Origin of the sequence: Alcanivorax sp. 1008 (assembly GCF_020667895.1) — a bacterium.
Lineage (GTDB): Bacteria > Pseudomonadota > Gammaproteobacteria > Pseudomonadales > Alcanivoracaceae > PGZG01.
In genome coordinates, this window is sequence record NZ_JAFMPS010000001.1 from 379,011 (window position 1) to 405,101 (window position 26,091).

General features: G+C 56.1%; 23 protein-coding genes. 19 read left to right on the forward strand and 4 right to left on the reverse strand.

The window, feature by feature from the left end; genetic code table 11:
- Positions 1-2: 2 nt before the first annotated feature.
- Positions 3-542 carry a DUF4334 domain-containing protein gene (locus J1C54_RS01810; protein WP_229144120.1) on the reverse strand — a complete coding sequence of 180 codons (540 nt, stop codon included), beginning with the start codon at positions 540-542 and terminating at the stop codon, positions 3-5.
- Positions 543-773: 231 nt separating this feature from the next.
- On the opposite strand from J1C54_RS01810, the gene pyrH reads away from it, so the two are divergent.
- The 14 genes from pyrH (at position 774) to dnaE (ending at position 16,822) form a co-directional block, all read left to right on the forward strand.
- On the forward strand, positions 774-1,508 hold the full coding sequence (pyrH, locus tag J1C54_RS01815) for a UMP kinase (protein WP_229144121.1): 735 nt from the start codon (positions 774-776) through the stop codon (positions 1,506-1,508).
- Positions 1,509-1,560: 52 nt separating this feature from the next.
- The gene (frr, locus tag J1C54_RS01820; RefSeq protein ID WP_229144122.1) at positions 1,561-2,118 is read left to right on the forward strand and encodes a ribosome recycling factor; all 558 of its coding nucleotides are present in this window, start codon (positions 1,561-1,563) and stop codon (positions 2,116-2,118) included.
- A 131-nt stretch (positions 2,119-2,249) separates the two neighbouring features.
- Positions 2,250-2,951, forward strand: a complete 702-nt coding sequence (gene uppS / locus J1C54_RS01825; protein WP_229144330.1) for a polyprenyl diphosphate synthase — start codon at positions 2,250-2,252, stop codon at positions 2,949-2,951.
- A complete protein-coding gene (locus J1C54_RS01830) occupies positions 2,951-3,772 on the forward strand; it encodes a phosphatidate cytidylyltransferase (RefSeq protein ID WP_229144123.1) in 822 nt (273 codons plus the stop codon). Before uppS ends, J1C54_RS01830 begins: the two co-directional genes overlap by 1 nt.
- Position 3,773: 1 nt before the next feature.
- Positions 3,774-4,955 (forward strand): 1-deoxy-D-xylulose-5-phosphate reductoisomerase, encoded by a 1,182-nt coding sequence (gene ispC / locus J1C54_RS01835; RefSeq protein WP_229144124.1) that lies wholly within the window; start codon positions 3,774-3,776, stop codon positions 4,953-4,955.
- Entirely contained in the window at positions 4,955-6,271 is a 1,317-nt protein-coding gene (rseP, locus tag J1C54_RS01840) for an RIP metalloprotease RseP (protein WP_229144125.1), read from the forward strand. The genes ispC and rseP overlap by 1 nt, the downstream gene beginning before the upstream one ends.
- On the forward strand, positions 6,271-8,631 hold the full coding sequence (gene bamA / locus J1C54_RS01845) for an outer membrane protein assembly factor BamA (RefSeq protein WP_370635596.1): 2,361 nt from the start codon (positions 6,271-6,273) through the stop codon (positions 8,629-8,631). The genes rseP and bamA overlap by 1 nt, the downstream gene beginning before the upstream one ends.
- A 10-nt stretch (positions 8,632-8,641) precedes the next feature.
- Positions 8,642-9,142, forward strand: a complete 501-nt coding sequence (locus J1C54_RS01850) for an OmpH family outer membrane protein (RefSeq protein ID WP_229144127.1) — start codon at positions 8,642-8,644, stop codon at positions 9,140-9,142.
- 10 nt (positions 9,143-9,152) lie between these two features.
- Entirely contained in the window at positions 9,153-10,181 is a 1,029-nt protein-coding gene (gene lpxD / locus J1C54_RS01855; protein WP_229144128.1) for a UDP-3-O-(3-hydroxymyristoyl)glucosamine N-acyltransferase, read from the forward strand.
- A 20-nt stretch (positions 10,182-10,201) separates the two neighbouring features.
- Positions 10,202-10,636, forward strand: coding sequence for a 3-hydroxyacyl-ACP dehydratase FabZ (fabZ, locus tag J1C54_RS01860; protein ID WP_229144129.1), 435 nt, complete (start codon positions 10,202-10,204; stop codon positions 10,634-10,636).
- Positions 10,637-10,728: 92 nt separating this feature from the next.
- Positions 10,729-11,496 (forward strand): acyl-ACP--UDP-N-acetylglucosamine O-acyltransferase, encoded by a 768-nt coding sequence (gene lpxA, locus J1C54_RS01865; protein ID WP_229144130.1) that lies wholly within the window; start codon positions 10,729-10,731, stop codon positions 11,494-11,496.
- Between the two features lie 2 nt (positions 11,497-11,498).
- Positions 11,499-12,647, forward strand: coding sequence for a lipid-A-disaccharide synthase (gene lpxB / locus J1C54_RS01870; RefSeq protein WP_229144131.1), 1,149 nt, complete (start codon positions 11,499-11,501; stop codon positions 12,645-12,647).
- Entirely contained in the window at positions 12,644-13,282 is a 639-nt protein-coding gene (rnhB, locus tag J1C54_RS01875; RefSeq protein ID WP_229144132.1) for a ribonuclease HII, read from the forward strand. The genes lpxB and rnhB overlap by 4 nt, the downstream gene beginning before the upstream one ends.
- Positions 13,283-13,315: 33 nt before the next feature.
- A complete protein-coding gene (gene dnaE / locus J1C54_RS01880) occupies positions 13,316-16,822 on the forward strand; it encodes a DNA polymerase III subunit alpha (protein WP_229144133.1) in 3,507 nt (1,168 codons plus the stop codon).
- Between the two features lie 14 nt (positions 16,823-16,836).
- Here the strand turns inward: dnaE and J1C54_RS01885 are convergent, their stop codons facing one another.
- Genes J1C54_RS01885 through J1C54_RS01895 form a run of 3 tightly spaced genes read right to left on the reverse strand, consistent with a single transcriptional unit; the run spans position 16,837 to position 19,655 of the window.
- Positions 16,837-18,300, reverse strand: coding sequence for a glycosyltransferase family 39 protein (locus tag J1C54_RS01885; RefSeq protein WP_229144134.1), 1,464 nt, complete (start codon positions 18,298-18,300; stop codon positions 16,837-16,839).
- Positions 18,284-19,291: a glycosyltransferase family 2 protein gene (locus J1C54_RS01890; protein ID WP_229144135.1), complete on the reverse strand. Its 1,008-nt coding sequence runs from the start codon at positions 19,289-19,291 to the stop codon at positions 18,284-18,286. The genes J1C54_RS01885 and J1C54_RS01890 overlap by 17 nt, the downstream gene beginning before the upstream one ends.
- Positions 19,284-19,655: a GtrA family protein gene (locus J1C54_RS01895; protein ID WP_229144136.1), complete on the reverse strand. Its 372-nt coding sequence runs from the start codon at positions 19,653-19,655 to the stop codon at positions 19,284-19,286. Before J1C54_RS01895 ends, J1C54_RS01890 begins: the two co-directional genes overlap by 8 nt.
- A 200-nt stretch (positions 19,656-19,855) precedes the next feature.
- On the opposite strand from J1C54_RS01895, the gene J1C54_RS01900 reads away from it, so the two are divergent.
- The 5 genes from J1C54_RS01900 (at position 19,856) to eno (ending at position 26,073) form a co-directional block, all read left to right on the forward strand.
- On the forward strand, positions 19,856-20,827 hold the full coding sequence (locus J1C54_RS01900) for an acetyl-CoA carboxylase carboxyltransferase subunit alpha (RefSeq protein WP_229144137.1): 972 nt from the start codon (positions 19,856-19,858) through the stop codon (positions 20,825-20,827).
- 44 nt (positions 20,828-20,871) lie between these two features.
- On the forward strand, positions 20,872-22,176 hold the full coding sequence (gene tilS / locus J1C54_RS01905) for a tRNA lysidine(34) synthetase TilS (protein ID WP_229144138.1): 1,305 nt from the start codon (positions 20,872-20,874) through the stop codon (positions 22,174-22,176).
- A gap of 110 nt (positions 22,177-22,286) precedes the next feature.
- A complete protein-coding gene (locus J1C54_RS01910; protein ID WP_229144139.1) occupies positions 22,287-23,915 on the forward strand; it encodes a CTP synthase in 1,629 nt (542 codons plus the stop codon).
- Positions 23,908-24,756: a 3-deoxy-8-phosphooctulonate synthase gene (gene kdsA / locus J1C54_RS01915; RefSeq protein ID WP_370635597.1), complete on the forward strand. Its 849-nt coding sequence runs from the start codon at positions 23,908-23,910 to the stop codon at positions 24,754-24,756. The genes J1C54_RS01910 and kdsA overlap by 8 nt, the downstream gene beginning before the upstream one ends.
- Before the next feature lie 24 nt (positions 24,757-24,780).
- Positions 24,781-26,073, forward strand: coding sequence for a phosphopyruvate hydratase (gene eno, locus J1C54_RS01920; protein WP_229144140.1), 1,293 nt, complete (start codon positions 24,781-24,783; stop codon positions 26,071-26,073).
- The last annotated feature ends 18 nt before the right edge of the window (positions 26,074-26,091 follow it).

Consider the following 26,091-nt stretch of genomic DNA (forward strand, 5'->3'; position numbering starts at 1 on the left):
ACTCAGCGCGGCTGCTCGCGCATCAGCTGGAAGAAGAATGGCTGTGCCATGCCTTTCAGGTCCATGATGCCGAGCACGCTGTTGTCATCGAGCTTGCGGAACACGTCGTTGATTGGCAGGTCGTCGTAGAGCATTGCTGCGGTGGTCTTGCCGCGATACTCGATCATGCGCAGGCGCGCTCGCGAGCGGCGCGTCTGCAGTAACGGCATGATCAGGCGAAAGGCATTGCCCAGTGTGGCGCTGGTGGGCGTTGGCAGGCGATCCAGCAGGCCCATAGGCATCAACGACGGGTTAAGCCGGTAGAGCTTGCCGCCCACGCCTCGAAACATCAGCGGATCCACATTGTTGGCATCGGTGAAGCTCTTGCCGTACCAGTGACAGGCCTCCAGCACTCCATCCAGAGGGTGGCCGGTGGCAAACCCGGCGCCTCGCCATTGGCCAAGCATAAAGTCGGTATCGATGGTGTCGAGGCTGTCGTAAAGGGCCAGTGCCTGTGTGCAGTTCAGCGGGCCTTGATTCAGTGTCTTTGCAAAAGCCGTCATGGGGTCTGGGCTCCGGGGCTAAAATGGTTGGGGCACAGATACTAGGGGCTGCGCCGACGCGATTAAATGACGGGTCGGGGAGCGGTTTGGTCAGTCCTTGGCCGGCCAAAGGCCGGTGGGCATGGCGATTGCGGGTCAAGCGTCACTTTTTTGTAGTCCGAGCGGCACAGTCGCCACACATCCTGTTAGAATCCGCACCCAATTGCACCCTCAGCCTTCGGAGACCGAATCATGGCCGGAACCAGCGACCGTTCCCCCCGTTACAACCGGATTCTGCTGAAACTGAGTGGTGAGGCGCTGGCCGGTGAAGAAGGATTCGGCATCGACCCCAAGGTGCTGGACGCCATGGCCATAGAAATTGGTCAGCTGGTCGGTATCGGAGTGCAGGTTGGTCTGGTGATCGGCGGAGGTAATCTGTTCCGCGGTGCTGCACTGCAGGCGTCCGGTCTGGATCGGGTGGCTGGTGATCATATGGGCATGCTGGCTACAGTGATGAATGGTCTGGCACTGCGCGATGCGCTGGAGCGCTCTAATATACGTACCCGCCTGATGTCGGCCATTCCGATGAGTGGCGTGGTCGAGCATTACGATCACCGCAATGCCATTCGCTACCTGAAGAACGGTGAGGTAGTGGTGTTTTGTGCCGGCACAGGCAATCCGTTTTTCACCACTGATTCAGCGGCTTGCCTGCGTGGTATCGAGATCAATGCCGATGTGGTGCTGAAGGCCACCAAGGTGGACGGAGTATTCGACTCGGACCCGGAAAAGAATCCAAAAGCGATTAAGTATGATCGCCTCAGTTACGACGAGGTTCTGGCCCGCAAGTTGGGCGTGATGGATCTTACTGCTATTTGCCTGGTGCGTGATCACAACATGCCGCTGCGGGTTTTTAACATGAACAAGAAGGGTGCACTGCTGAACCTGATGCTGGGTGGTAGTGAGGGCACTCTGGTGGAATCCGCCTGATGGCGATTGTGGTGGCGACTGCAACAATGATAGTGAGCGCGAGGAACGATCAATGATCGATGACATCAAGAAAGATGCAGAAGTGCGGATGAAAAAGAGTCTGGAATCTCTGGATACCGCCTTTAATAAAGTGCGCACCGGCCGTGCCAGTCCGAGCCTGTTGGATGGTTTGTCGGTGTCATACTACGGTGCCGATACACCGCTGCGTCAGGCTGCCAACGTGTCCGTGGAAGAGGGGCGTACGCTGGTTATTACTGCCTTCGACAAGAGCCTGATTCCGGCCATTGAGAAGGCCATTATGGCGTCGGACCTTGGCCTCAATCCTTCTACTGCAGGCACCGTGATTCGCCTTATTTTGCCGGCGCTAACAGAAGAGACTCGAAAAAATCTGGTTAAGGTGGTGCGCAGTGAGGCGGAAAATGCCCGGGTTGCCATCCGGAATATCCGCCGTGATGCCAACACTCATATCAAAGACTTGCTGAAAGAAAAGGAAGTGTCCGAGGACGACGAGCGTCGCGGTGAGGAGCAGATTCAGCAGCTCACCGACCGTTTTGTCGGCGAAGTCGACAAGTTGCTCAAAGAAAAGGAAGAGGAGCTGATGACGGTCTGAGGACCGTCGCAGCAATATCAGCCGACGGACCGCAGCGCGGTCCGTTCCTGTTTTGGGGCGTACTCTTGCAATCAGCTGCACCGGACATTGATTCGCACGTTGGCGAGCTGCCGCGACACATCGCGATCATCATGGATGGTAACAACCGTTGGGCCCGTGCCCGCGGGCTGCCCGGCGCGGAAGGCCATAGGGCCGGCGAGCACGCAGTGCAATCTGTTATCCGCGCCGCTGCCGAGCGGGGTATTCAGGTGGTTACCTTGTACGCCTTCAGTTCAGAGAACTGGCGCCGGCCTGAGGAAGAAGTTAGTCATTTGATGAACCTGTTTCTCAAGGCACTGGCGGGTCGTGTTGCTGAGCTGCATGACAACCAGGTGCGGCTGAGATTTATCGGTGAGCGGAGCGCCTTTAGTGCGGATCTGCAGAAGGGCATGGCAGATGCCGAGATCCTGACCGCCGGCAATCAAGGCATGACTGTCGTGGTGGCGGTGAACTACGGTGGCCAGTGGGATATTACCGAAGCGGCAAAGAAGTTAGTGGCCGAGGCTGCTGCTGGCCGCCTGCAAGCCGATCAGATCACCCCGGAACGATTGGCGTCTGGTGTTTGTCTGGCAGATCTGCCCTTGCCGGATCTGCTGATCCGCACTGGCGGCGAGCAGCGGCTGAGTAATTTTTTGTTGTGGCAAGCGGCTTACAGCGAGCTCTGGTTCACCCCGGTGTTGTGGCCGGATTTTAATGGGGCGATGTTGGATCAGGCACTGGCGGACTACGCGGGTCGCCAGCGTCGCTTTGGTCGTTCCGGTGAGGAAGTGGCCAGCCTGAAAGGAGAGGCCTGATGCTTAAGTTGCGCATAATTACCGCGCTAGTGCTATTGCCGATTGTACTGGGCGCTTTGTTTTTGCTTGAGCGACAGGCGTTTGCACTGGCAGCTGGGGCTTTTTTCCTTGCCGCTGGTTGGGAGTGGTCGGCCATGGCCGGTCGCCCCTCTATGCCGCTTCGGGTGTTGTGGCTGTTGGTGCTGGCAGCACTAATGGCGGCAGCGGAGTGGTTCCGCCCGGTTTGGTTGCTGACCTGGGTGCCGCTGCTCTGGGTAGGGGCCTTGGCGCTGGTGTTGGGCTATCCAGGTAGTGCCCGTTTCTGGCGTCGGCCCTGGCAATTGATGCTACTCGGTTTTGTTTTGTTGGTGCCTTCCTGGGCTGCGCTGGTACAGGTGCAGTCGCAAGGCGCGCTTGGCCTGGATGGTGCCTGGGCGTTGTTGTTCATTCTACTGTGGGTCTGGGCTGCGGATACTGGCGCCTATTTTGCGGGGCGGGCTTTTGGAAAGCACAAGCTGGCAGCCCGAGTGAGCCCGGGCAAGACCATTGAAGGACTGCTTGGTGGTATTGCGCTGGCTCTTGCCGTGGTGGCACTGGTGGCCTGGCAGGCGCCTGTGCGGGGCGACCGCACTCTGCTGATGCTGGTGGCCTTGCTGACCGTGCTGGCCTCGGCGTTGGGTGATCTTTTCGAGAGCATGGTCAAGCGCGAGGCTGGGGTGAAGGACAGTGGCACCATGCTGCCAGGACATGGTGGCATGCTTGACCGTATTGATAGTGTTACCGCAGCAGTGCCGGTGGCGCTGATGGCCCTTAGTCATACCGGCTTGCCCGGTGGTCTCTGAGATGCAGCGAGTCACCGTACTTGGCGCTACCGGTAGTATCGGCGTGCAAACTCTGGATGTACTGGATCGGCACCCGGATCAATATCAGGTGTTTGCGCTGGCAGCGTTTACCCGCTGGCAGTCGCTGGCAGAGCTGTGCCTGCGTCACCGTCCCCGATATGCGGTAATGCGTGAGGCGGCGGCGGCGGCCAACCTGCGCAGCCACCTGCATGCTGCGGGCTGTGATACGGAGGTGCTGGAAGGCGACCGTGCCCTGGAAGAAATTGCTGAATCTGCGGACACCGATGTAGTGGTGGCTGCCATCGTTGGCGCAGCTGGCGTGCGTCCGACGCTCGCCGCTGTGCGCGCCGGCAAGCGCGTTTTGCTGGCTAATAAGGAAGCTCTGGTGGTGACCGGGCAACTGTTTATGGATGCGGTGCGCCAGCATGGTGCCGAGTTGATTCCGCTCGATTCGGAACATAATGCGATCTTTCAGTGTCTGCCTGAGGCGGGGCGCTCTCTGCGCGGTGTTCGTCGTCTGTTGTTGACGGCCTCCGGCGGGCCGTTCCGCAATCACAGTGAGGAGCAGCTGGCCACGGTGACCGTGGCTGAGGCGCTGAATCATCCGAACTGGGACATGGGCCCGAAGATCTCGGTTGACTCCGCCACCTTGATGAACAAGGGGCTGGAGCTAATCGAGGCAAGTTGGTTGTTTGCCATGGATGAGTCACTTATCGACGTGGTGGTTCATCCGCAGAGCGTGGTGCATTCGATGGTCGAATACGATGACGGTTCGGTGCTGGCCCAGATGGGGACGCCGGATATGCGTACTCCGATTGCCTGTGGCCTGGCTTGGCCCCAGCGGGTCGCGTCTGGTGCTCCCCGGTTGGATTTTCTGAGCCTGTCGCAGCTCACCTTTGCGGCGCCGGATCTGCAGCGCTTTCCCTGCCTTCGTTTGGCTCGCGAGGCGTTGCGAGCTGGCGGTGCGGCTAGTGCGGTGCTAAACGCCGCTAACGAAGTCGCAGTGCAGGCATTCATTGATCAACAGTTACCATTTATGGCTATTCCGGTTTGCGTCGAGGACGCCCTGCAGCATTTGTCCGCCGTCAGCTGCAGCGGGTTGGAGGAGATTTTTGCCGTGGATCAGCGCAGCCGTGACCATGCCCGCGCATGGATCCGTCAGCATGGCGGGGTAAATCACTGATGCAGACCGTGCTCGCTTTTATCGTCACCATTGTGGTGATCGTCGCCATCCATGAGTTTGGTCACTATCTGGCCATGCGGCTATTCAACGTCCGAGTGCTGACTTTCTCCATTGGCTTTGGCCCGAGGTTGTTTGGCTGGCGCAATCGTGCCGGCACAGACTTTGTTGTTTCGGCGATTCCACTGGGTGGTTACGTTAAACCGCTGGACCGCCGTGACTGTGAAATTGAAGAGGCAGATAAAGAACTGGAGTTTTCTGGCAAGCCTGCCTGGCAACGTGTGATTACCTATGCTGCCGGCCCGCTGGCTAATCTGGTGCTGGCGTTCTTTCTTTATTGGCTGGTGTTGCTTAATGGTGAGACCAGCCGTATTCCAGTACTTGGCGATATCTCTCCGGCCACTGCGGTAGCACAGGCAGGGTTGAAAAGCGGTGACGAGCTGGTTGCCATTGAAGGGCAGGATACGTCCAGCTGGCAGGCGGTGATCAACGGCTTGATTCGTTTTGCCGGCGAATCCCGCGATATCGCCGTGACGGTGCGTGATCAGCGCGGCGACCTGCGCAACGTCTGGTTGCCGTTACACGATTGGGCTGGCCAGCCGGAAGAAAACCCACTGCAGGTGTTGGGTATTACGGCACAGGTGCCGCAGGCAGTTGCCGGCACCGTGGTCAGTGGCGGTGCCGCGGATCGAGCCGGACTGCGAAGTGGTGACCGGGTGCTGGCGGTGGATGGTGAGCCGGTAGACGACTGGCAGCAGTGGGTTAGCCTGATTCGAGCCAGCCCCGAGCAGCCTTTGCGCCTCGACCTGGTTCGCGATGGTAGCCCGATGTCCTTAACTCTGGTTCCGGAAGCGGTGACAGAGTCCGGGGAGACTTTTGGCCGTGCTGGAATCGGCATTGCCGGCCTGCGTCAGATTCATTATGGTCCGCTGTCGGCTTTGCCAGAGGCAGGGCTGCGGGTTTGGCAACAGACCACCATGATCCTTGGCTCCATTGCCAAGCTGTTCAATGGCCAGTTGTCCGTGAAGACCCTTGGTGGACCACTGACCATTGCTCAGGCGGCGGGAGATACGGCGGCGGTTGGGTTGGTTACGTTTATGCTGTTTCTGGCGTTTTTTAGCGTCAGCCTCGGCGTTATCAATCTGCTGCCCGTGCCCATGCTGGATGGTGGGTGGATCGTATTTGGCGTCACCGAGATGGTGGTTCGCAGGCCGCTGCCGGAACGCTTTCTGATGGCGGCGCAGAATGTTGGCCTGGTGCTGGTGATGGGGCTAATGGTGTTCGCCGTAGTAAATGATATTTCCAGGTTCCTGAATTAATGGTCGGGGGATTTTTTTTGCGTCTTGCTGTTGCTTTGCTGGGTCTATGTTGCCTGATCTCTAGTGTGGCTGTGTCAGCCGCTGAGGCGGCATTCCGCGTGTCCGATATCCGTGTGGAGGGCTTGCAGCGACTGCCGGTGGAGAGAGTTTTTCGCCACCTTGCCATTCAGAAAGGCGATCTTGCTGACGGTGGCCGGCTTGCAGATGCCGCGCGCAGTCTTTATGGCAGTGGCGATTTCGAGGACGTCCAGCTTGGTCGCGAGGGTGATGTTCTGGTCGTTATCGTTCAGGAGCGTCCATCCATTGCAAAAATTGATATTACCGGCAACAAGTCGATTGATACCGAAGAGTTGATGAAAGGCCTGAAGAATGCGGGCTTGACTGTAGGGGAAGTGTTTCGCCGTTCGACTCTGGATGGAATTACTGGCGAACTGGAGCGCCAGTATGTGGCCCAGGGGCGCTACGGGGCGACCATCGAATCGGAAACGGTGCCGCTGCCGCGCAATCGGATTGCGCTGAATATAAAAATCTACGAGGGCAAGCCAGCCCGTATTCGCGACATCAATGTAGTCGGTAATCAGGCCTTTACTGATGAGGAGCTGCTTAAGGATTTTCAGCTGAGATCCTCACATCTGACTTCGTTCTTCAAGGGCGATGATAAGTACTCCCGCGAGAGACTTGGCGGTGATATTGAACGGTTGCGTTCGTTTTATCTGGATCGGGGCTACGTTGATGTTTCCATCGAATCGACTCAGGTCGCTGTTACCCCGGATTGGCGAGAAGTTTATGTTGCCCTGAATATCACAGAGGGTAAGCGCTACAAGGTAAAAAACGTCAAACTCGCCGGCGATCTGGTGGTGGACGAGGAGCAACTGAAACCGCTGCTGGTGGTTCGTGAAGGGCAGGTGTTCTCGCAGCAGCTACTGACCTATACCAGTGATCTGCTGACCCGTCGTTTAGGTAACGAAGGCTACACCTTTGCTGAGGTCGATGGCTTCACCGAAACCAACGAAGAAGATGACACCGTTGATGTGACCTTTTTCGTGAATCCTGGCCGCAAGGTGTATGTGCGGCGCATTAACTTCGCCGGCAATAGCAAAACAGTGGATAGCGTACTGCGTCGGGAGTTGCGGCAGTTTGAACGCGCCCCGGCAAACAGCGCCCTGATCAACTTGTCGCGCGACCGTTTGCAGCGTCTTGGCTTTTTCAGTGTGGTTGAAGCGGAAACACCCCGCGTTCCGGGTGCGGAAGATCTGGTTGATGTGACCTATAAAGTCGAAGAGCAGCCATCTGGCTCAATTGGCGCTAACGTGGGCTATTCTGACTCCAGCGGTTTCATTTTCGGTGCCAATGTCAGCCAGAATAACTATATGGGCACCGGTAATCGGGTGTCTTTCGCTATTAGTCGCAGTGAGGTAACGGACAGTTATAACTTCTCCTACCTCAATCCTTATTACACGCTGGATGGTGTTAGCCGCGGGTTCAGTTTGTATTACACCGCAACGGACTTCAGTAAGACCACAATTACCAGTTATAGCGCCAACCGAGTCGGCGCGTCTGTTAACTATGGCTACCCCATATCGGAGTATGCCCGCTTGAACTTCGGTTTCGGTGTGGACCAGCTTGATATCGTTACTGGCACTTTTGTGGCTTATACAATTCAGGAATTCCTGAATCGCGAAGGCCGTAGTGATTTCCAGTCGCTAAAGCTGAATGGTAGCTGGCAGGTGAGCACCCTGAACCGAGGTGTGTTCCCGGACCGTGGCTGGTCACAGAATGTTGCTTTGGAAGTGGCTGCGCCAGGCAGTGATTATGGCTTTTACAAGCTATCCTGGACCGGGCAGCGTTACTTCCCGGTGAGTCGTAACTTGACCCTGCGCACTCGAGGCGATGTTGCCTTTGGTGATGGTTACGGCAGTGATCTGCTATTGCCATTTTATGAGAACTACTTCTCTGGTGGTATTGGTTCGGTGCGCGGCTTCCGGGCTCGCTCTCTGGGCCCCCGTTCGCCGACGTTCTTGTCGGTTCAGAACAATATTTTCGACCCCGATCCAGACCCGATCGGCGGTAATTTCCTTACTGAAGCTAGTATTGAGCTGCTTTTTCCGCCACCCTTCGCTCCGGATAGTCGCAGTCTGAGAACTTTCCTGTTTGCTGACGCGGGTAACGTCTGGCAGACGGATATTGATGGTTCGCTAGGGCTTGATTTCGCCGTAGATGAACTGCGCACGTCGGTTGGTGTCGGATTGTCCTGGTTGACCGCAATCGGTCCGCTGGGATTCAGTTTTGCCAAGCCAATTGGCAAGAAACCGGGAGACGATACGGAAGTGTTCCAGTTCTCCCTTGGCCAGGCTTTCTAGGAGACTAAAAATGAAAACAACGAAGACGATTTTTGCTGCACTGTTACTGTTGCCTGCTCTTGCGCTGGCGGAGCCGAAGATTGTGGTTGTCGATCCAGAGCGCGCACTGGGCGAGACCTCAGAGGTGAAGGCCCGTGTGGAAAAGTTTCAGAGCGATATGCAGGGTCAGGAAAACAAGTTGCGCAAACTGCGCGACGACATCATGAAAATTGAAGAGCGTCTGCAAAAAGAAGGCGTCGCCATGAGTCGTGACCAGAGCCAGTCGCTGACTGACGACCGAGATGCCAAGATGATTGAGTTCCGCTCGCTGCAGCAGGTTTTGCAACAGCGTCTTCAGCAGAGCCAGGAAGAACTTCAGGCCGCCATGTCTCCCAAGCTGGAAAAAGCAGTGACCGATCTGGCGAAAGAGAAGGGCTACGATCTGGTTCTAGTGAAGCAGGCGGTACTGTTCTCATCGGCCACTGTGGACATCACGGCTGACGTGACCAAGCAAATCAATCTTATGAAGTAAGGCTCGACTGATGATGACGTTGGGGGAAATTGCCAGATTGCTGGATGCCGGCTTGAACGGCGAGCCTTCTGTGGTGATATCGGGCCTCGGCACCCTTGCTGGAGCCACAGAAGGGCAGATCAGCTTTCTTACCAACTCGAAGTATCGTTCTTTACTGAAAGAAACCCGCGCGGCGGCAGTGATATGTCGCGAAACAGATAGTGATTCCTGTCCGGTGCCGACCCTGGTTGTTAAGGACCCGCATCTCGCTTTTGCGGTGCTTAGTCAGCAATTCGATATTGCACCGTCGGCGCCCGCCGGCGTGCACCCGACGGCGGTGATTGATCCCTCCGCCCGCATTGATGAGTCCGCCTCAGTAGGGGCTAATGTGGTGGTGGAGGCAGGTGCGGAGCTGGGGGCGGGGGTAGTGGTTATGGCCGGTAGCGTGATTGGTGCTGGTGCACGGCTCGCCGACGGGGTTCGCCTTTGGCCAAATGTTACAATCTACCATGGTGTTGATATTGGTCCACGGACTACTATCCACGCCGGCACAGTGATCGGCTGTGACGGGTTCGGCTTTGCTTTCAACGGTAAAGGCTGGACCAAGATATGTCAGATCGGCACGGTGCGTATTGGCGCAGATTGTGAAATCGGCTCCGGTACAACCATCGACCGTGGAGCAATTGAAGACACGGTCATTGGTGATCATGTGATTATCGATAATCAGGTGCATATTGCCCACAATGTCACGGTGGGCGATGGCACTGCTATTGCGGCTCAGGTTGGTGTGGCGGGTAGCACCAGTATTGGCAGGTTCTGTGCGTTTGGTGGGCAGGTGGGTGTTGCCGGCCATCTGGAAATCGCAGATCAGGTTCAGGTGCTGGGAAAAACCATGGTCAGTGGTTCGCTGCGTCAGGCGGGCGTTTATGCCTCCGGGGTGCCGGAAACCGATCATGCAACCTGGCGGCGCAATGCAGTACGCTTCCGTCATCTTGATAAAATGGCCAAGCGATTAACCGCACTAGAGCGACGTCTGGACGACAGTAACCCGGCAGAGTGACCTGCCCTGTAGAGAATTTCATGGATATCAATCAGATCAGAGAATATTTGCCCCATCGGTACCCGTTTTTGCTGGTGGATCGGGTTGTGGAGATCGAGCCGGGTGTGTCTATTGAGGCGCTTAAGAATGTCTCTGTGAACGAACCCTTTTTTAACGGCCATTTCCCGCAGCAGCCCATTATGCCGGGTGTGCTGATTATTGAAGCACTGGCTCAGGCGGCCGGTGTGCTTGGTTTCGTCACCGAAGACCGACGCCCGGACGATGGTTATATGTATGTTCTCTGTGGGGTCGATAAGGCGCGCTTCAAGCGTCAGGTAGTGCCTGGCGATCAGCTGCACTTGAAGGCCAGCTATATCGCGGTGAAGCGCAATATTCTCAAGTTTTCCGGCGAGGCCCGCGTTGACGGCCAGCTGGTGGCCTCAGCTGAGTTTATGGTTGCTGAACTGCGGCTGTGACTCGGTAGCTCATCGGCTTCACTGTTTCGGGCTATACTCAGGGCTTTACGACACCGTGAGGTGTCTGTCTTACAACTTTTCGGAACCGGACGATGATTCATCCGACAGCAATTATTGATCCCGCCGCATCGCTGGCTGAGGACGTGCAGGTTGGCCCCTGGTCCATTATTGGTCCTGGTGTGGAAGTCGGCGCTGGCACTGTGATCGGTCCCCATGTGGTTGTTCAAGGTCCGACTCGTATCGGCCGCAATAACCGAATTTTCCAGTTTGCTTCTGTTGGCGCCGAATGTCAGGACAAGAAATATCGTGACGAGCCGACCCGGCTTGAGATCGGCGACGACAACGTTATTCGTGAGCACGTTACCATCCACCGTGGCACTATTCAGGACAACAGTCTGACCCGTATTGGCGACCGTAATTTGTTGATGGTCGGGGTGCATGTGGCCCACGATTGCATGATCGGTAACGACAATATTTTTGCTAATACCACAGGGATTGCCGGCCATGTACATATTGGCGATGGGGTCATTCTCGGCGGCATGACCGGTGTGCATCAGTTTTGCAAAATCGGCTCCTATGCCATGTCTGCGGGTTGCAGCCTGATCGTCAAGGATATTCCGGCCTACGTTATGGTTGGGGGCAATCCGGCGTCGGCGCGCAGCATGAACTTTGAGGGCATGAAGCGGCGCGGCTGGAGTGCCGAGACTATTAGCGGCCTGCGTCAGGCTTATAAAATAGTTTACCGTCAGGGAATGACCCTTGAGCAAGCCATGGCTGAGCTTGAGGCCATGCCCGCGGCGGCTGAACTGCAGTTATTTATTGACTCTCTGCGCGCCTCGGAGCGCGGCATCACCCGCTGATTATGGCCAGCACTTCGCCGCTTGTTGCTCTGGTTGCCGGCGAACAGTCCGGTGATATTCTTGGTGCAGGCCTGATGGCAGCTTTACGACAGCGTTATCCGGGTGTTCGCTTTATCGGTGTCGGCGGTAGCCTGATGGCAGAGCAGGGGCTGGAAAGTTTTTTCCCCATGGAGCGTCTTTCGGTGATGGGGATCACCGAGGTGCTGGGACGTCTGCCGGAGCTTTTTCGTCTGCGTCGCCAGCTGGTGGACTTTCTGCTGCAGCAAAAGCCGGATGTGTGTATCGGTATCGATGCGCCGGATTTTAATTTAGGCATCGAAAGGCGATTACGCCAGGCAGGCATTCGTACCACCCACTATGTCAGCCCATCCGTGTGGGCATGGCGCAAGGGTCGAGTTAAAGGTATTCGTGCCAGCGTTGATCTGATGTTGGCACTGCTGCCGTTCGAGGCGCAGTTTTATCGCGATCACGACGTGCCGGTGGAGTTTGTTGGGCATCCTCTGGCCGACAAGATTCCCATGCGTATGGATGCACCGGCACTTCGAGCGCAACTGAACTTACCGATGCAGCGCACTATTATTAGCGTACTGCCCGGCAGCCGCGGCGGTGAAGTCAAAGCTCTCTGGCCCACCTTCCTCAAGGTGATTGATGAGCTTGCTGCCCGTCGGCCGGAGCTGCACTTTGTCGTCCCGGCCGCGAATCCCGCCCGTCGTCAGCAGATCGACGCCACACTGGCCGGGCAGTCACGTCCCTACCTTACCGTCATCGATGGCCATAGCCGTGAGGCTATGGCCGCCTCGGATCTGGTGCTACTGGCATCCGGTACCGCCACACTGGAAGCTTTGCTGGTAAAACGGCCCATGGTGATTGCTTACCGGGTAGGCTGGATTACCTACTGGATAGCCCGCTCCCTGGCGGTTACCGATATTGTTGGCCTGCCCAACCTGCTCGCCGGTCAAACGGTGGTGCCGGAGGTTATTCAAGGCAATATGACAGCGGATAACCTGATTGCTGAGCTGGAGCTATGGCTCGATGCCCCACAGCGTGCTGCAGAGCTGGTGGAGCGCTTTGATCAGATTCATCAGCAGCTCAGCCGTAATGCCAGTGAGCGGGCCGCCGCCGCTGTCTCTGCTCTGATGGAGCAGGAGTGAGCCATCCATTTTCCGAATACCCGCTGACGGAGCCTTTTCTGCCCAGCGCATTTGTCTGGCGGCCAGGCCTGCTGATCGCCGGTGTGGATGAGGTGGGTCGAGGCCCGTTGGTCGGCGCGGTGGTAACCGCTGCGGTAATTCTTGACCCGAGCAAACCGATTGCCGGTTTGGCAGACAGTAAAGTCCTATCGGAAAAACGCCGTCAATTGCTGGCCCCTTTGATTCGTGAAAATGCTCTGGCGTGGAGCCTGGGCCGGGCGGAAGCAGAGGAAATCGACCAATTAAATATTTTTCATGCCACCATGCTGGCAATGCGCAGGGCGGTGGCAGGGCTGGCCATTGAGGCTCAGGCCGTGTTGGTGGATGGTAACAAGGTCCCAGACTTCGGTTGCCCGGCCCAGGCGGTGGTCAAAGGTGACCGTCGCATTCCGGCTATTAGCGCCGCTTCTATTATTGCCAAAGTGGCCCGCGACGAAGAAATGCGGCTACTGCACCAGCGTCACCCGGATTACGGGTTTGATCGCCATAAAGGGTATCCTACTGCCGAGCATATGGCGGCTTTACAGCGGCTGGGACCGTTGCCGGAACACCGCCGCTCCTATGCTCCTGTGGCCCGCTGTTTGGGGCTCGTCTGAGCATTGACTGATTTTTGATTCACTGGAGCCTGCATGAGCCAACCCGCTTTCGTACATCTGCGTTTGCACACGGACTACTCGCTGGTGGACGGCGTGGTGCGGGTCAAGGGCTTGGCGAAGCGGTGTGCGGAGCTGGGTATGCCAGCGGTGGCGGTTACCGACGACTCCAACCTGTTCGGCCTGATCAAGTTCTACAGGGCGGCAGAGGGGGCTGGAATCAAGCCCATCGTTGGCGCGGATTTGTGGCTGGAGAGTCGTTTTATTGCCGACCCCGCGCCAGTCTGTGTGCTGGTCCGTAATGAACAGGGCTACCAGAATCTGGTGCTGCTTATTTCCCGGGCCTGGCAGCACAACCAGCAACGTGGCAAGGCGTTGATAAAACGAGAATGGCTGGCGGAGCTTAATGACGGGCTGATTGTGCTGTCTGCGGCGCGCCATGGTGAGCTTGGCCAGCTATTGTTGGCTGAAAAAATCGAGCAGGCTGAGCAGCTGGCGACTGAGCTCAGTCAGTGGTTTCCAGAAAGTTTTTATCTTGAGGTGCAGCGCACCTCAAGGCCTGGCGACGAAAACTGTTTGCACGCCAGCGTGGCTCTGGCTAGTCGATTAAGTCTTCCATTGGTGGCCACTAACGATGTGCGCTTCCTCCATCAGGATGATTTCGATGCCCATGAGGCCAGAGTATGCATCCATGATGGGGCGGCTATTGATGATCCTCGCCGCCCGCGTCGCTACAGTGATCAGCAGTATCTGAAAACCTCTGAGGAAATGCAGGAGTTGTTCAGTGATCTCCCAGAGGCGCTGGCCAACAGTGTGGAGATTGCTCGCCGCTGTACCCTGAATATCACCCTTGGGAAAAATTTTCTGCCTGAGTTTCCCATTCCTCAGGGGCAGACTATTGAGCAGTTTATCGAGCAGGAATCTCGTACCGGCCTGAATGCGCGGCTGCAGCAGCTTTTTCATGATCCTGCGGAAATTGCCCGGCGTCGCCCCGAGTATGATGAGCGATTGCAGTTTGAACTGAATGTTATCAATCAGATGGGCTTTCCTGGCTACTTTCTGATTGTTTCCGACTTTATACGTTGGGCCAAAGCCAATGATGTACCCGTTGGACCAGGGCGGGGCTCGGGGGCGGGTTCGTTGGTGGCCTATGCGTTGGAAATTACCGATCTTGATCCGATCGAATATGACCTGCTGTTCGAGCGCTTTCTTAACCCGGACCGGGTGTCCATGCCTGACTTTGACGTCGACTTCTGTATGGACAAGCGTGACCGCGTAATTCAGTACGTGGCGGACAAGTATGGCCGGGAAGCGGTGGGGCAGATTATCACCTTCGGCTCAATGGCCGCCAAGGCGGTGGTGCGCGATGTGGCGCGCGTGCAAGGCAAGCCCTACGGTCTGGCTGATCGTTTGTCGAAGATGATTCCCGGCACGCCCGGCATGACATTGGAAAAGGCGCTGGAAGAAGAGGAACCGCTACGTGACCTGCTGGCCAGCTCGGGTAACGATGGCGACTCTGTCCGCGAAATCTGGGAAATGGCGCTTAAGCTGGAGGGCCTCACCCGAAATGTGGGCAAGCATGCCGGCGGCGTGGTTATCGCACCGGGTAAGTTGACGGATTTTGCTCCGTTGCATTGTGATGAGTTAGGCGAGAGCCTTGTTACCCAATATGACAAGGATGATGTGGAAGCTGCCGGGCTGGTGAAGTTTGACTTTCTTGGTCTGAAGACCCTGACCATTATCGATTGGGCTGTAAAGGCAATTAATGCCCGTATTGTTCCCGCGGGCAATGAGCCAATCGATATCACCACTATTCCGCTGACTGACAAGAAGAGTTTTGATCTGCTTAAGCAGGGCGAGACCACCGCGGTCTTCCAGCTTGAATCAGAGGGTATGAAGGGGCTGATTCGCAAACTCAAGCCTGACGTATTTGAAGATATTATTGCGTTGGTAGCGTTATATCGCCCGGGTCCATTGGAGTCGGGCATGGTGGATAACTTTATCAACCGCAAGCATGGTCGTGAGCCGCTGGCCTATCCGGATCCGCAGTATCAGCATGAATGGCTGAAACCCATTCTTGAGCCCACTTATGGGGTTATTTTGTATCAGGAACAGGTGATGCAGATTGCCCAGGAGCTGGCCGGGTATACCTTGGGCGGTGCTGATTTGCTGCGCCGCGCTATGGGTAAGAAAAAGCCTGAGGAGATGGAGAAACAGCGCGCGGTCTTTGAAGGAGGCGCCAAAGAGAAAGGCGTCGACGCGGGGCTGGCCATCAAGATTTTTGATCTGGTGGAAAAGTTTGCCGGTTATGGTTTCAACAAGTCCCACTCTGCAGCCTATGCGCTGGTGGCTTATCAGACTGCTTGGTTGAAAGCCCATTATCCTGCGGAGTTTATGGCGGCGGTGATTTCTGCGGATATGCACAACACCGACAAGGTGGTGACCTTTATTGATGAGTGTCGTCATATGGGTCTCAAGGTGCTGCCGCCGGATGTAAACAGTTGTGGTTTTCGTTTTACCGCCAATCCGGAAGGCCATATTGTTTATGGACTGGGAGCCATTAAGGGATTGGGCGAAGCCCCGATCGACGCCATTGTCAGTGCTCGTGATGATGATGGTCCGTTTGCTAATTTATTCGATTTCTGTCGGCGCATCGATTTGCGCAAGGTTAATCGACGTTCTCTGGAGGCATTGATTCGCGCTGGGGCGTTGGATCAGTTGGCGCCCGAGCGGGATGTTCAGGATCGCTCTACTTTGATGGCTACTCTCAGCGATGCGATTCAGGCGGCGGAGCAGGATGCACGTAACGCAGAGGCCGGCATGGGTGATTTGTTCGGTGGTGGGATCGAAGCCCAGTCGGTGACAGAAGTGGCATGGCAGACCACCAGACCGTGGCGTGATGATGTGCGCCTGCAAGGGGAAAAGGACACTCTGGGGCTGTTCCTGACTGGCCATCCTATTGATCAGTATGAAGCAGAGCTGCGTCATATGGTTAGCAGTCGCATTAACGCCTTGCAGCCCACTGGCAAGGGTGAGCTGGCCTTAATTGCAGGTCAGGTGGTGCAGCTACGCCAGACCAAGAGCAAGCAAAGTGGTGAGCGACTCGCGTTCATTACTCTGGATGATAAAACCGGGCGCATTGAGGTTTCTGTCTTTGGTGAAGCCTATCGCCAGTATGGTGACCTGCTGCAGCAAGACGTGGTTCTCATTATTCGTGGAGCTGTGCGGCGTCGGCCCCAAGGGGATGGCGAGATGGTGATCTCCGTATCCGCGGATGAAATCATGGATATTCGTCGTGCTCGAGAGCAGTTCGCTCGTCGTCTGCTGGTGCAGGTGCCAGTGGCTGACGGGTTGCCTGAGCAGCTGCGCCAACTACTAACCCCTTATCGTGGCGGCAATTGCCCGATCATGCTGCAGTTGGCCCATCCCTTGGGCAGTGGCCAGATGTTGCTAGGCGACGACTGGCATGTGGCGCCCGAAGAAGCCTTGCTAGACGACCTGCGCGGTCGCTTTGGCAGCCACGCGGTCACCCTGCAATACTGACCTGCCGCCAGGCATTACTTGGGAATGACCCCGGATAACAGCCAATCTCCAGTTGCTGCTCGCACTTTCAGGCTGGCCTGACGTTCTTCAGATAGCCGGTTATATTGCCTGCGCTGAATTGCCAGTTGTATCGGCCTCTGTGCTGCCACCTGATCTATTTCTTCCTCGTTTAGCAGGTAAGTCACAGGGCGTTGAAGATAAAAGTTAGCGGAGTACTGTCGACGGTCACCATAGAAGTAAAGAGGTATGGAAACGTCTCCTTGGGATTTGTAATAACTTATCAGCATCTTCGTCGAGTTTAATTGGTCAGCATTGACCACCACATAGATCAGGGAAGACAGCATCACAAAGCTTGAAAAAATAACTCCGCTAAGAACAGTTTTCAGAGATTGTGTGTGAGGCAGTCTTCGCGACATCATCTCGCTGGCCAAAAGGGCAATGGCTGGTGCTGCAGGCAGCACATAGGTGATCAGCACATTGCCTGACATGGTAAAAAACAGCATGGGTGAAAGCGCCCACAGGAGCAGAAAGCGCTTCCATAGACGAGCATTTTGAGCGTCATCAGATTTTATTTGCTGCTTGCTTTTGTTGCGCCCGCGATAAACGGCAGCGGGAATCAGGAATGTCCATGGCAGGAACGCTGCCAGAGCAAACAGCCAGATACTGCCCCGTGGAAAGTCATGGGCTTTGCCATAAAGGTCACCGCTCCAGCCGCTTACGGTAAAGCGCTTCCAGTGTTCGCCGACCAGAAAGTATTCAAGGAAACCCGGCGTGCGCTGTTCCGCCAACCAGTACCAGGGAACGCTTAGCAGTAGCGTGAAAAGCAGTCCGCGTATCCATGGGATTCGTTGCCAGACAAGCACCAGCTTGCCGTTCCAAAGCGTCCAAAGCCCCAGGGGTAGCCCACACAGAACCACCGCAACGGGGCCTTTGGCCAATAGGCCGACAGCAAGCCCGACAAACAGCATGAATGATCCGCCAAGGCGAGGGCCGGATTGTTCCATGGCCAGCCAGAATCCAGCCATGGTCATGGTTATGCCGACGGTCATCAGCATGTCCGTCATTACCGCGCCGCTGGCAATCAGAAATAGCATGGATGAGCCCAGGATTGCGGTGGCCATGGTGGCCACTTCCACGCTGCGTCGGCGAGCAAGGTGCCAGGTTCCAGCGGCAGTAATAATGCCGAATAGCCAGTGGGGAAACCGGGCGCCAAACTCGTTGATGCCGAACAACGATAGGCCAGTGCTGGTGGCCCACACTGATGCCGGCGGCTTGCCCCAGAAGGGTTCACCGTAGTCAATCCATGGAGTTATCCAGTCGCCACTGGTCAGCATCAGCCTGCCCATTTCGCCATAGCGCGCTTCAGTGGTTTCCATCAACGGGTAAAGACCAATTGAAACAAGCCTGATAAGAGCCAGAAAGACAATGGCAACCCAAATGGCCTGTAGTTGTCCTGTGTGTTTATCTGCTTGCGGCATGATTCACTCGGAGGTCGGCTTTGACGGCTCTGGTAGTTTGCGCAGGGTGATAGTAGTCAAGAAGGTAAAGAGGGCGCTGCTTGCTCTCGATAAACAATCTGCCGACGTATTCGCCCATGATGCCGATGGCCATGAGCTGTAGCCCACCCATAAATAGAATGGTGAGAATAAGTGTCGGGAAACCATCAACAGGGTCGCCAAAGAACAGTGTTTTTATCAGGAAGAAGAGTCCTAGTAGCACAGCTAGTAACGCGCTGGCGAAGCCAGCATAGGAGGCCAGCTTTATCGGCATAACGGAAAACGAGGTAATGCCTTCAATGGCAAAATTCCATAGCTTCCAATAATGAAACTTGCTGCTTCCCGCCGCCCGCGGATCGCGGTCATATTCGATGATGATATTATGGTAGCCAACCCATGAGAAAAGACCCTTCATAAAACGGTTGCGCTCTGGCATGGCATTAAGCGCATCTACTACGCGCCTGCTTAGAAGGCGAAAGTCACCTACGTCACGTTGAATGGGAACTTCACCGATTTTCTCCATGACCTGATAAAAGTGGGCAGCTGTTTTCTTTTTTAGCCAGGTTTCGCCATGACGATGGCGGCGCCGCATATTGACAATGTCTGCGCCCTGCTCGAAGGCGCTCAGCATGGAAGGAATAAGCTCAGGCGGGTCCTGCAGGTCAGCATCAATGATAATTACGGCTTGCCCGCATGATGCTTCCAGTCCTGCCGACATGGCCGCTTCTTTGCCAAAGTTACGGCTAAGGCTTATATGGCCGACTCTGGGGTCGGTGTTACGCAGGCCCTCGATAATTCTAGCGCTCGCATCACGGCTGCCATCGTTGATGTAAATGATTTCAGTGTCATCTCTTAACGATCCCAAAGATTCTGTCAGGCGCTGGTGAAAAATTGCCAGCACTTCCTGCTCATTGAATACGGGTACCACAATGGAGAGTGCGGGCTTTTCCAGGGAGAGATTCATTTTATTCATGGAAGGTCCACCAGTGGTTCAGGACGAAGGTTAATGCGAGGGCGGTCAGGGTGGCGATTAGCTGGGCGATCAAGTAGTAGATCTGGACGGTTTCCGTTAGCCACCAGACGGTAGAGGTATTGATCGCCATTCCGACGCCGGCGACGGCCAGAAAACGCGGCAGAGTAACCAAGGCGGATGCCTTGCTGGAAAAGGTGTAGATACGGTTGCCAGTGTAAGCAACAAGGGCGCCAACAAGGCTTCCCCACCAAGTGGCCACGGTGGCGGTTTGCTGCATCTGCTCAACCAGCAGGATGAGGACGCCATAGTGGACAGACGTGGCCATGATGCCGACAAGTGAGTAGCGTAGTGCGGCTGTGTACATAGCTGGCGTGGCAACCCCGAGTGGATAGTTGGCCTAGCCTGCGCCTGCTGTCTTAACTAAGCCTTAACCCCGGCAGATGGGCGGGGGTTACAGTTTGCAATGCAATTCCGGTGCTGTAGCAGGGTGCTAAGGGTGACGATCCGCCGTGGCCCCGCTACACTTGGGCCACTTTCAGGCTATCGAGTGGAACTGGCAGACAAATGAACCCGAATTTCCTCGAATTTGAGCAACCTATCGCAGAGCTGGAGGCGAAGATCGAGGAGCTGCGGCTGGTCGGTAATGGCAGCGAGGTCAATATCTCGGAAGAGATTCGCCGTCTGCAGGACAAAAGCATTGGTCTGACCGAGTCCATTTTCAAAAATCTGACTTCCTGGCAGATTTCCCAGCTGGCTCGTCATCCGCATCGCCCTTATACCCTGGACTATCTGCGCCGGGTGTTTACTGATTTTGATGAGTTGCACGGTGATCGCACTTTTGCCGACGACGCGGCCATTGTTGCCGGCATTGCGCGAATCGAGGGGCGTCCGGTGATGGTAATTGGCCATCAGAAGGGGCGGTCAGTAAAAGAGAAGGTGCGACGTAACTTTGGCATGCCTCGCCCTGAGGGGTATCGCAAGGCTTTGCGTTTGATGGAAATGGCAGAACGTTTCCGGCTGCCGATAGTGACATTTATTGATACTCCCGGAGCCTTCCCCGGTATCGATGCGGAAGAGCGAGGCCAGAGCGAGGCCATTGCCCGTAACCTGATGGTTATGTCGAGACTGCGGGTGCCGATTATTGCCACGGTGGTGGGTGAGGGCGGCTCTGGTGGTGCGCTGGCCATTGGCGTGTGTGACCACCTGCAGATGCTGCAGTACTCCACCTATTCAGTTATTTCTCCGGAGGGCTGTGCCTCTATCCTGTGGCGCAGCGCGGATAAGGCGCCGGACGCGGCGGAGGCCATGGGCCTGACGGCCGGTCGTCTGCACGAACTGGGCATTGTTGATGAGGTGTTACCGGAACCGCTTGGTGGTGCCCATCGTGATTATGACCAGATGGCTGAGCGGGTGCGGCAGAGTTTACTGGTCCAGCTTGATAAGCTTGGTAGTCTGGCGCCGGATGAGCTGGTATCCCGGCGCTACAAGCGTCTGGCTGGTTACAGCAATGTGGCAGGCAAGCCTGGCGCCGAATAACCGGGCTCCTTGCACTGGGCGTGTTATCAGGGCAGGGCAGATTCATGCAGGCTGACGATCTTCCGGTCTTTCTTGCTGATCAACTGGCCAGTGTGCAAGGGCGTCTGGTATTGGGTTTCAGCGGCGGCCTTGATTCATCGGTGTTGCTGCAGGCTCTGTGCCGCGCCGGACTTGGCGAGCGCCTGCTAGCCGTTCATATCCACCATGGTATCCACCCTGACGCAGACCAGTGGCTGCAACATTGCCAGCAGCAAGCCGAGCGCTGTGCTGTGGCTTTTGCTGCCCAGCGGGTAGCGCTGGCTGCCGGGGGTAATCTTGAGGCCCGTGCTCGCACGGCACGGCGGGCGGCCCTGCTATCCTACCTGGCGGACGGCGATGTGCTGCTACTCGCTCATCATCGTGACGATCAGGCGGAAACGCTGCTACTGCGCCTGATGCGCAGCTCCGGCATGCGTGGTCTGGCGGCCATGGCCGCCAGGCAGTCATGGCAGGGCCGGGATATCCTGCGCCCCTTGCTGGACTGGTCGCGGGGCCAGCTGGAAACAGTGGCGCAGCAGTGGCAGCTCAGCTGGATCGACGATCCGGCTAACGATGAGCTCCATTTTGACCGCAATTTTGTTCGTCACCGGGTGTTGCCGGCAATGGCACAGCGGTGGCCGGATGGCGTCCGCCATATTGCAATGTCCGCGTCGGTGCTGGCTGAGCAGGCGCAGTTGCTGGATGAGCTGGCGGCGGCAGATTTGGTGGCTTGTGATGGTGACCGGGATAGCCTGTCATTGCCCTTGTGGAGTCAGCTGTCCCCGGCGAGGAGGCGCAACTTGCTGTATGGCTGGTTACGCCAGCGTGGCATGCGCCCCCCCTCGGCGGACAACATCGCCCGTATCGACTCCGACATGGTGATGGCCGCAGATGACCGTCAGCCTGAAGTTGTCTGGCATGATGGTGAGTTGGTGCGCTACCGACAGCGGCTTTGGCTGCTGGCGCCGGGTCAACGTGCACCCTTGACTGACAGTGCCCTTTGGCAGCCGGCGAGTCAGCCGCTACTGCGGCTTGGCCCGGTAGATATCCGGGTTACAGATGGCGAGGGTTTGGAGATACGGGATGCCGGGCAGAGCCTGATGGTGCGTGCCGCCAGTGGCGGTGAGCGTATCCTGTTGCGCGGCCATCATCGGCAAGTGTCTGAATTATGGCGCTCTGCGGGGGTTCCTCCCTGGCGTCGGCAACGCCTGCCCCTGTTTTTTGTCGGTGATGAGCTGGTTGCTGTGGCCTCCATAGGGGTGGCAGACGGGTGGTCTCCGTCCCCGGGGGAAACAGCTTTTCGGCTGCTCATCGAGGATTCCGCATTGTGACAGCGGGGCGCTTCTGTTAGCATTTCCTCCCGTCCTGTTGTCGCGCAACCTTCTGATTTTTCCTTGATTTTTCAGGGGTTCGCAGTCCATTTCTATCATCCGGTGTGTGCATGACACGATTCATTTTTGTCACAGGCGGGGTTGTTTCATCCCTTGGTAAGGGTATTACTTCCGCATCTCTCGCGTCCTTGCTCGAGGCCCGTGGTCTCAAGGTGACGCTGATCAAGATGGATCCGTATATCAACGTCGATCCTGGCACCATGAGTCCCTATCAACACGGCGAAGTGTTTGTCACCGAAGACGGCGCCGAGACCGATCTGGATCTGGGTCATTACGAGCGCTTTATCCGTACCCGTTTGACACGTAAAAACAGCTTCAGCGCCGGGCGTGTCTATCAGGATGTGCTCGACAAGGAGCGCCGTGGTGAATATCTGGGGGCTACCGTTCAGGTGATCCCCCATATTACTGACGAGATAAAGCTGAAAATCTTTGAGGGCGCCGCCGGTTTTGATGTGGCCATTGTTGAAATCGGCGGTACTGCTGGTGACATCGAGTCTCTGCCGTTTCTGGAAGCAGTGCGCCAGTTGCGTGTGCAACTCGGCTCCAATCGCTCTCAGCTGGTGCACCTGACGCTGGTGCCTTATATCGCCTCAGCTGGTGAGATCAAGACCAAGCCAACTCAGCATTCAGTCAAAGAGCTGCGCTCCATTGGTCTGCAGCCGGATATGTTGGTGTGCCGCTCCGATCACGAAATCCCTCGCGGTGCGCGAGAAAAAATCGCACTGTTTACTAATGTTGAAGCGCGCGCAGTGTTTTCAGCGCCAGATTGCCAAACCATCTATCAGGTGCCGCGAGTCTTGCATGAGCAGGGCATGGACGACATTGTGCTGGAGAAGTTTGGACTTAGTCGCCCGGCGCCAGATCTTTCTGAGTGGGACCGGGTGGTGGAAGCACAGCTTAATCCGCAGGGTGAAGTAACCATCGGCATGGTTGGCAAATATATTGATCTGGTTGATGCCTACAAGTCCCTGAACGAGGCCTTGACCCACGCTGGTATCGCTCACAAGAGCAAGGTCAATATCGAATATATCGATTCCGAGGTAATAGAGCGCGATGGCATCGGTCGGCTGGCGCATCTTGACGCTATTTTGGTGCCGGGTGGTTTTGGTGATCGTGGCACCGAAGGAAAGATTGCGGCAATCCGCTATGCCCGTGAGAGCAAGATTCCTTACCTTGGCATCTGCCTTGGTATGCAATTGGCGGTGATTGAATTCGCCCGCAATGTGGCAGGTATTGAAGGGGCAAACTCCACTGAGTTGCGGCCCGGCACGCCAGAGCCACTGGTGGCGCTGATCACTGAGTGGGTCGAGGATGGCCGCGTTGAGCAGCGTAGCGAAGGATCAGATATGGGTGGCACCATGCGCCTTGGCAGTCAGGAATGTTTGTTGACGGAAGGCTCGCTGGCGGCGCAATGCTACGGTAGTACGAAAATTGTTGAGCGCCACCGCCATCGCTATGAGGTCAACAACAATTATCTTCCCAGGCTTGAGGCCGCTGGCCTGAAAATTACCGGCCGCTCGCATGATGATCTGGTTGAGGTTGTGGAAGTGGCAGATCATCCCTGGTTTTTGGCCTGTCAGTTCCATCCGGAGTTTACCTCCACGCCGCGCGATGGCCACGGTCTGTTCAGCTGTTATGTGGCTGCAGCCTTGAAGCATAAGGTGAGCAAAGGTGGCTGAGCAGAAGATTATTTCGCTGGCCGACATTCGTATCGGTAACCAGCTGCCGTTTGTGCTGTTTGGTGGCATGAATGTGCTCGAATCGCGGGATATGGCCATGCAAGTGGCCGAGCACTATGCACAGGTTACTCAGAAGCTGGGTATCCCCTGGGTTTTCAAGGCCAGTTTTGACAAGGCAAACCGTTCCTCTTTGAGTTCCTATCGCGGCCCGGGACTGGATGAAGGCCTGAAAATCTTTCAGGAAATAAAAAGTACCTTTGGCTGTACCCTGCTCACAGATATCCATGAGCCTGCTCAGGCATTGCCGGCTGCTGAGGTGATTGATGTGTTGCAGTTGCCGGCTTTCCTGGCTCGGCAAACTGATCTTGTGGTGGCCATGGCAAAGACAGGTCGCATCATCAATATCAAGAAGCCTCAGTTTCTGGCGCCTCAGGAAATGGGCCATATCCTGCACAAGTGTGAAGAGGCCGGAAATGATCAGCTGATCCTGTGTGAGCGAGGCTCAAGCTTCGGTTATAACAATCTGGTGGTCGACATGCTTGGCTTTGGTGTTATGAAGCAGTTCGGCTACCCGCTGTTCTTTGATGTAACCCATGCCCTGCAGAAGCCAGGAGGTAGAGCGGATTCCGCCGATGGCCGCCGTAGTCAGGTGGCTGACCTTGGTCGTGCTGGCATGTCCCAGGGTATTGCCGGCCTGTTCCTTGAATCCCACCCGGACCCGGACAGGGCAAAATGTGATGGTCCCTGCGCGTTGCGTCTGGATCGTCTTGAGCAGTTTCTTTCCCAGATGCAGGCGGTTGATCAGTTGGTCAAATCGCTGCCCGCATTCGATAACCAATAAGCTGTGTAAGCGCGGAGAATTCCCATGTCGAAAATCGTTGACATCAAAGCCCGTGAGATTCTTGACTCACGAGGCAATCCGACCATTGAGGCGGATGTTGTTCTGGACTCGGGCGCCTTCGGTAGCGCAACAGCACCCAGTGGAGCGTCCACGGGTTCCCGCGAAGCGTTGGAACTGCGCGATGGCGACAAAGCACGCTATATGGGTAAAGGGGTGTTGAAAGCAGTAGGTAACGTTAATTCAGAAATTCGCGATTTGCTTCTCGGTCGTGAAGGCTGCGATCAGCGCGCGCTGGATAACGCCATGATTGATCTGGATGCCACTGAAAGCAAATCCCGCCTTGGTGCCAACGCCATTCTGGCGGTTTCCCTGGCGGCTGCCAAAGCCGCGGCTGTTGAGCAAAAGAAGCCGCTGTACGAATATATTTCCGATATGCAGGACGACGATCAGGCTTACAGCCTGCCGGTGCCAATGATGAATATCATCAACGGTGGCGAGCATGCGGATAATAATGTCGATATTCAGGAATTCATGATCCAGCCAGTCGGCGCCCCTAGCATTGCTGAAGCGATTCGCTGCGGTGCTGAAGTGTTCCATGCCCTAAAAAGCGTTTTGAAAAAGCGTGGCCTGAACACCGCGGTAGGTGATGAGGGTGGCTTTGCCCCGGATCTGCCTTCTAATGAAGCTGCCCTGGAGGCTATTGTCGAGGCGATCGGTCTGACCGGCTATAAGCTGGGAGAAGAAATTACTCTGGCTCTGGACTGCGCCGCTTCCGAGTTCTACCACGATGGCAAGTATGTCCTGGCTGGCGAAAATCGCAGCCTGAGTTCTGAGCAGTTCGTCGATTATCTGGCGGAGTTGTGCAACCGTTATCCGATTATCTCCATCGAAGACGGTCAGCATGAAAGTGATTGGGCGGGTTGGAAGACTCTGACAGATCGACTGGGCCAAAAGGTTCAGTTGGTAGGTGATGACCTGTTTGTTACCAATACCAGGATTTTGCAGCGCGGCATCAATGAAGGAATCGCCAATTCGATTCTCATCAAGTTCAATCAGATTGGTTCGCTGTCGGAAACTCTGGATGCCATCAAGATGGCGAAGGATGCGGGCTATACCGCTGTTATTTCCCATCGTTCTGGTGAAACCGCCGACACCACCATTGCTGATCTTGCCGTAGCTACCTCCGCCGGACAGATCAAGACTGGCTCCCTGTGCCGCTCGGATCGGGTGGCAAAATATAATCGTTTGATCCGCATTGAAGAGGAACTGGGCCGAGCCGCATATCACGGCCGCAAGGAATTCCGTTTCCTCAAATAAGCCTGGTCGCTGCTAACC

What these genes read in the sequence shown, in the direction of transcription:
- J1C54_RS01810 (WP_229144120.1), bottom strand. Translation starts at nt 542, where the DNA reads ATGACGGCTTTTGCAAAGACACTGAATCAAGGCCCGCTGAACTGCACA.
- pyrH (WP_229144121.1), top strand. Translation starts at nt 774, where the DNA reads ATGGCCGGAACCAGCGACCGTTCCCCCCGTTACAACCGGATTCTGCTG.
- frr (WP_229144122.1), top strand. Translation starts at nt 1,561, where the DNA reads ATGATCGATGACATCAAGAAAGATGCAGAAGTGCGGATGAAAAAGAGT.
- uppS (WP_229144330.1), top strand. Translation starts at nt 2,250, where the DNA reads ATGGATGGTAACAACCGTTGGGCCCGTGCCCGCGGGCTGCCCGGCGCG.
- J1C54_RS01830 (WP_229144123.1), top strand. Translation starts at nt 2,951, where the DNA reads ATGCTTAAGTTGCGCATAATTACCGCGCTAGTGCTATTGCCGATTGTA.
- ispC (WP_229144124.1), top strand. Translation starts at nt 3,774, where the DNA reads ATGCAGCGAGTCACCGTACTTGGCGCTACCGGTAGTATCGGCGTGCAA.
- rseP (WP_229144125.1), top strand. Translation starts at nt 4,955, where the DNA reads ATGCAGACCGTGCTCGCTTTTATCGTCACCATTGTGGTGATCGTCGCC.
- bamA (WP_370635596.1), top strand. Translation starts at nt 6,271, where the DNA reads ATGGTCGGGGGATTTTTTTTGCGTCTTGCTGTTGCTTTGCTGGGTCTA.
- J1C54_RS01850 (WP_229144127.1), top strand. Translation starts at nt 8,642, where the DNA reads ATGAAAACAACGAAGACGATTTTTGCTGCACTGTTACTGTTGCCTGCT.
- lpxD (WP_229144128.1), top strand. Translation starts at nt 9,153, where the DNA reads ATGATGACGTTGGGGGAAATTGCCAGATTGCTGGATGCCGGCTTGAAC.
- fabZ (WP_229144129.1), top strand. Translation starts at nt 10,202, where the DNA reads ATGGATATCAATCAGATCAGAGAATATTTGCCCCATCGGTACCCGTTT.
- lpxA (WP_229144130.1), top strand. Translation starts at nt 10,729, where the DNA reads ATGATTCATCCGACAGCAATTATTGATCCCGCCGCATCGCTGGCTGAG.
- lpxB (WP_229144131.1), top strand. Translation starts at nt 11,499, where the DNA reads ATGGCCAGCACTTCGCCGCTTGTTGCTCTGGTTGCCGGCGAACAGTCC.
- dnaE (WP_229144133.1), top strand. Translation starts at nt 13,316, where the DNA reads ATGAGCCAACCCGCTTTCGTACATCTGCGTTTGCACACGGACTACTCG.
- J1C54_RS01885 (WP_229144134.1), bottom strand. Translation starts at nt 18,300, where the DNA reads ATGCCGCAAGCAGATAAACACACAGGACAACTACAGGCCATTTGGGTT.
- J1C54_RS01890 (WP_229144135.1), bottom strand. Translation starts at nt 19,291, where the DNA reads ATGAATAAAATGAATCTCTCCCTGGAAAAGCCCGCACTCTCCATTGTG.
- J1C54_RS01895 (WP_229144136.1), bottom strand. Translation starts at nt 19,655, where the DNA reads ATGTACACAGCCGCACTACGCTACTCACTTGTCGGCATCATGGCCACG.
- J1C54_RS01900 (WP_229144137.1), top strand. Translation starts at nt 19,856, where the DNA reads ATGAACCCGAATTTCCTCGAATTTGAGCAACCTATCGCAGAGCTGGAG.
- tilS (WP_229144138.1), top strand. Translation starts at nt 20,872, where the DNA reads ATGCAGGCTGACGATCTTCCGGTCTTTCTTGCTGATCAACTGGCCAGT.
- J1C54_RS01910 (WP_229144139.1), top strand. Translation starts at nt 22,287, where the DNA reads ATGACACGATTCATTTTTGTCACAGGCGGGGTTGTTTCATCCCTTGGT.
- eno (WP_229144140.1), top strand. Translation starts at nt 24,781, where the DNA reads ATGTCGAAAATCGTTGACATCAAAGCCCGTGAGATTCTTGACTCACGA.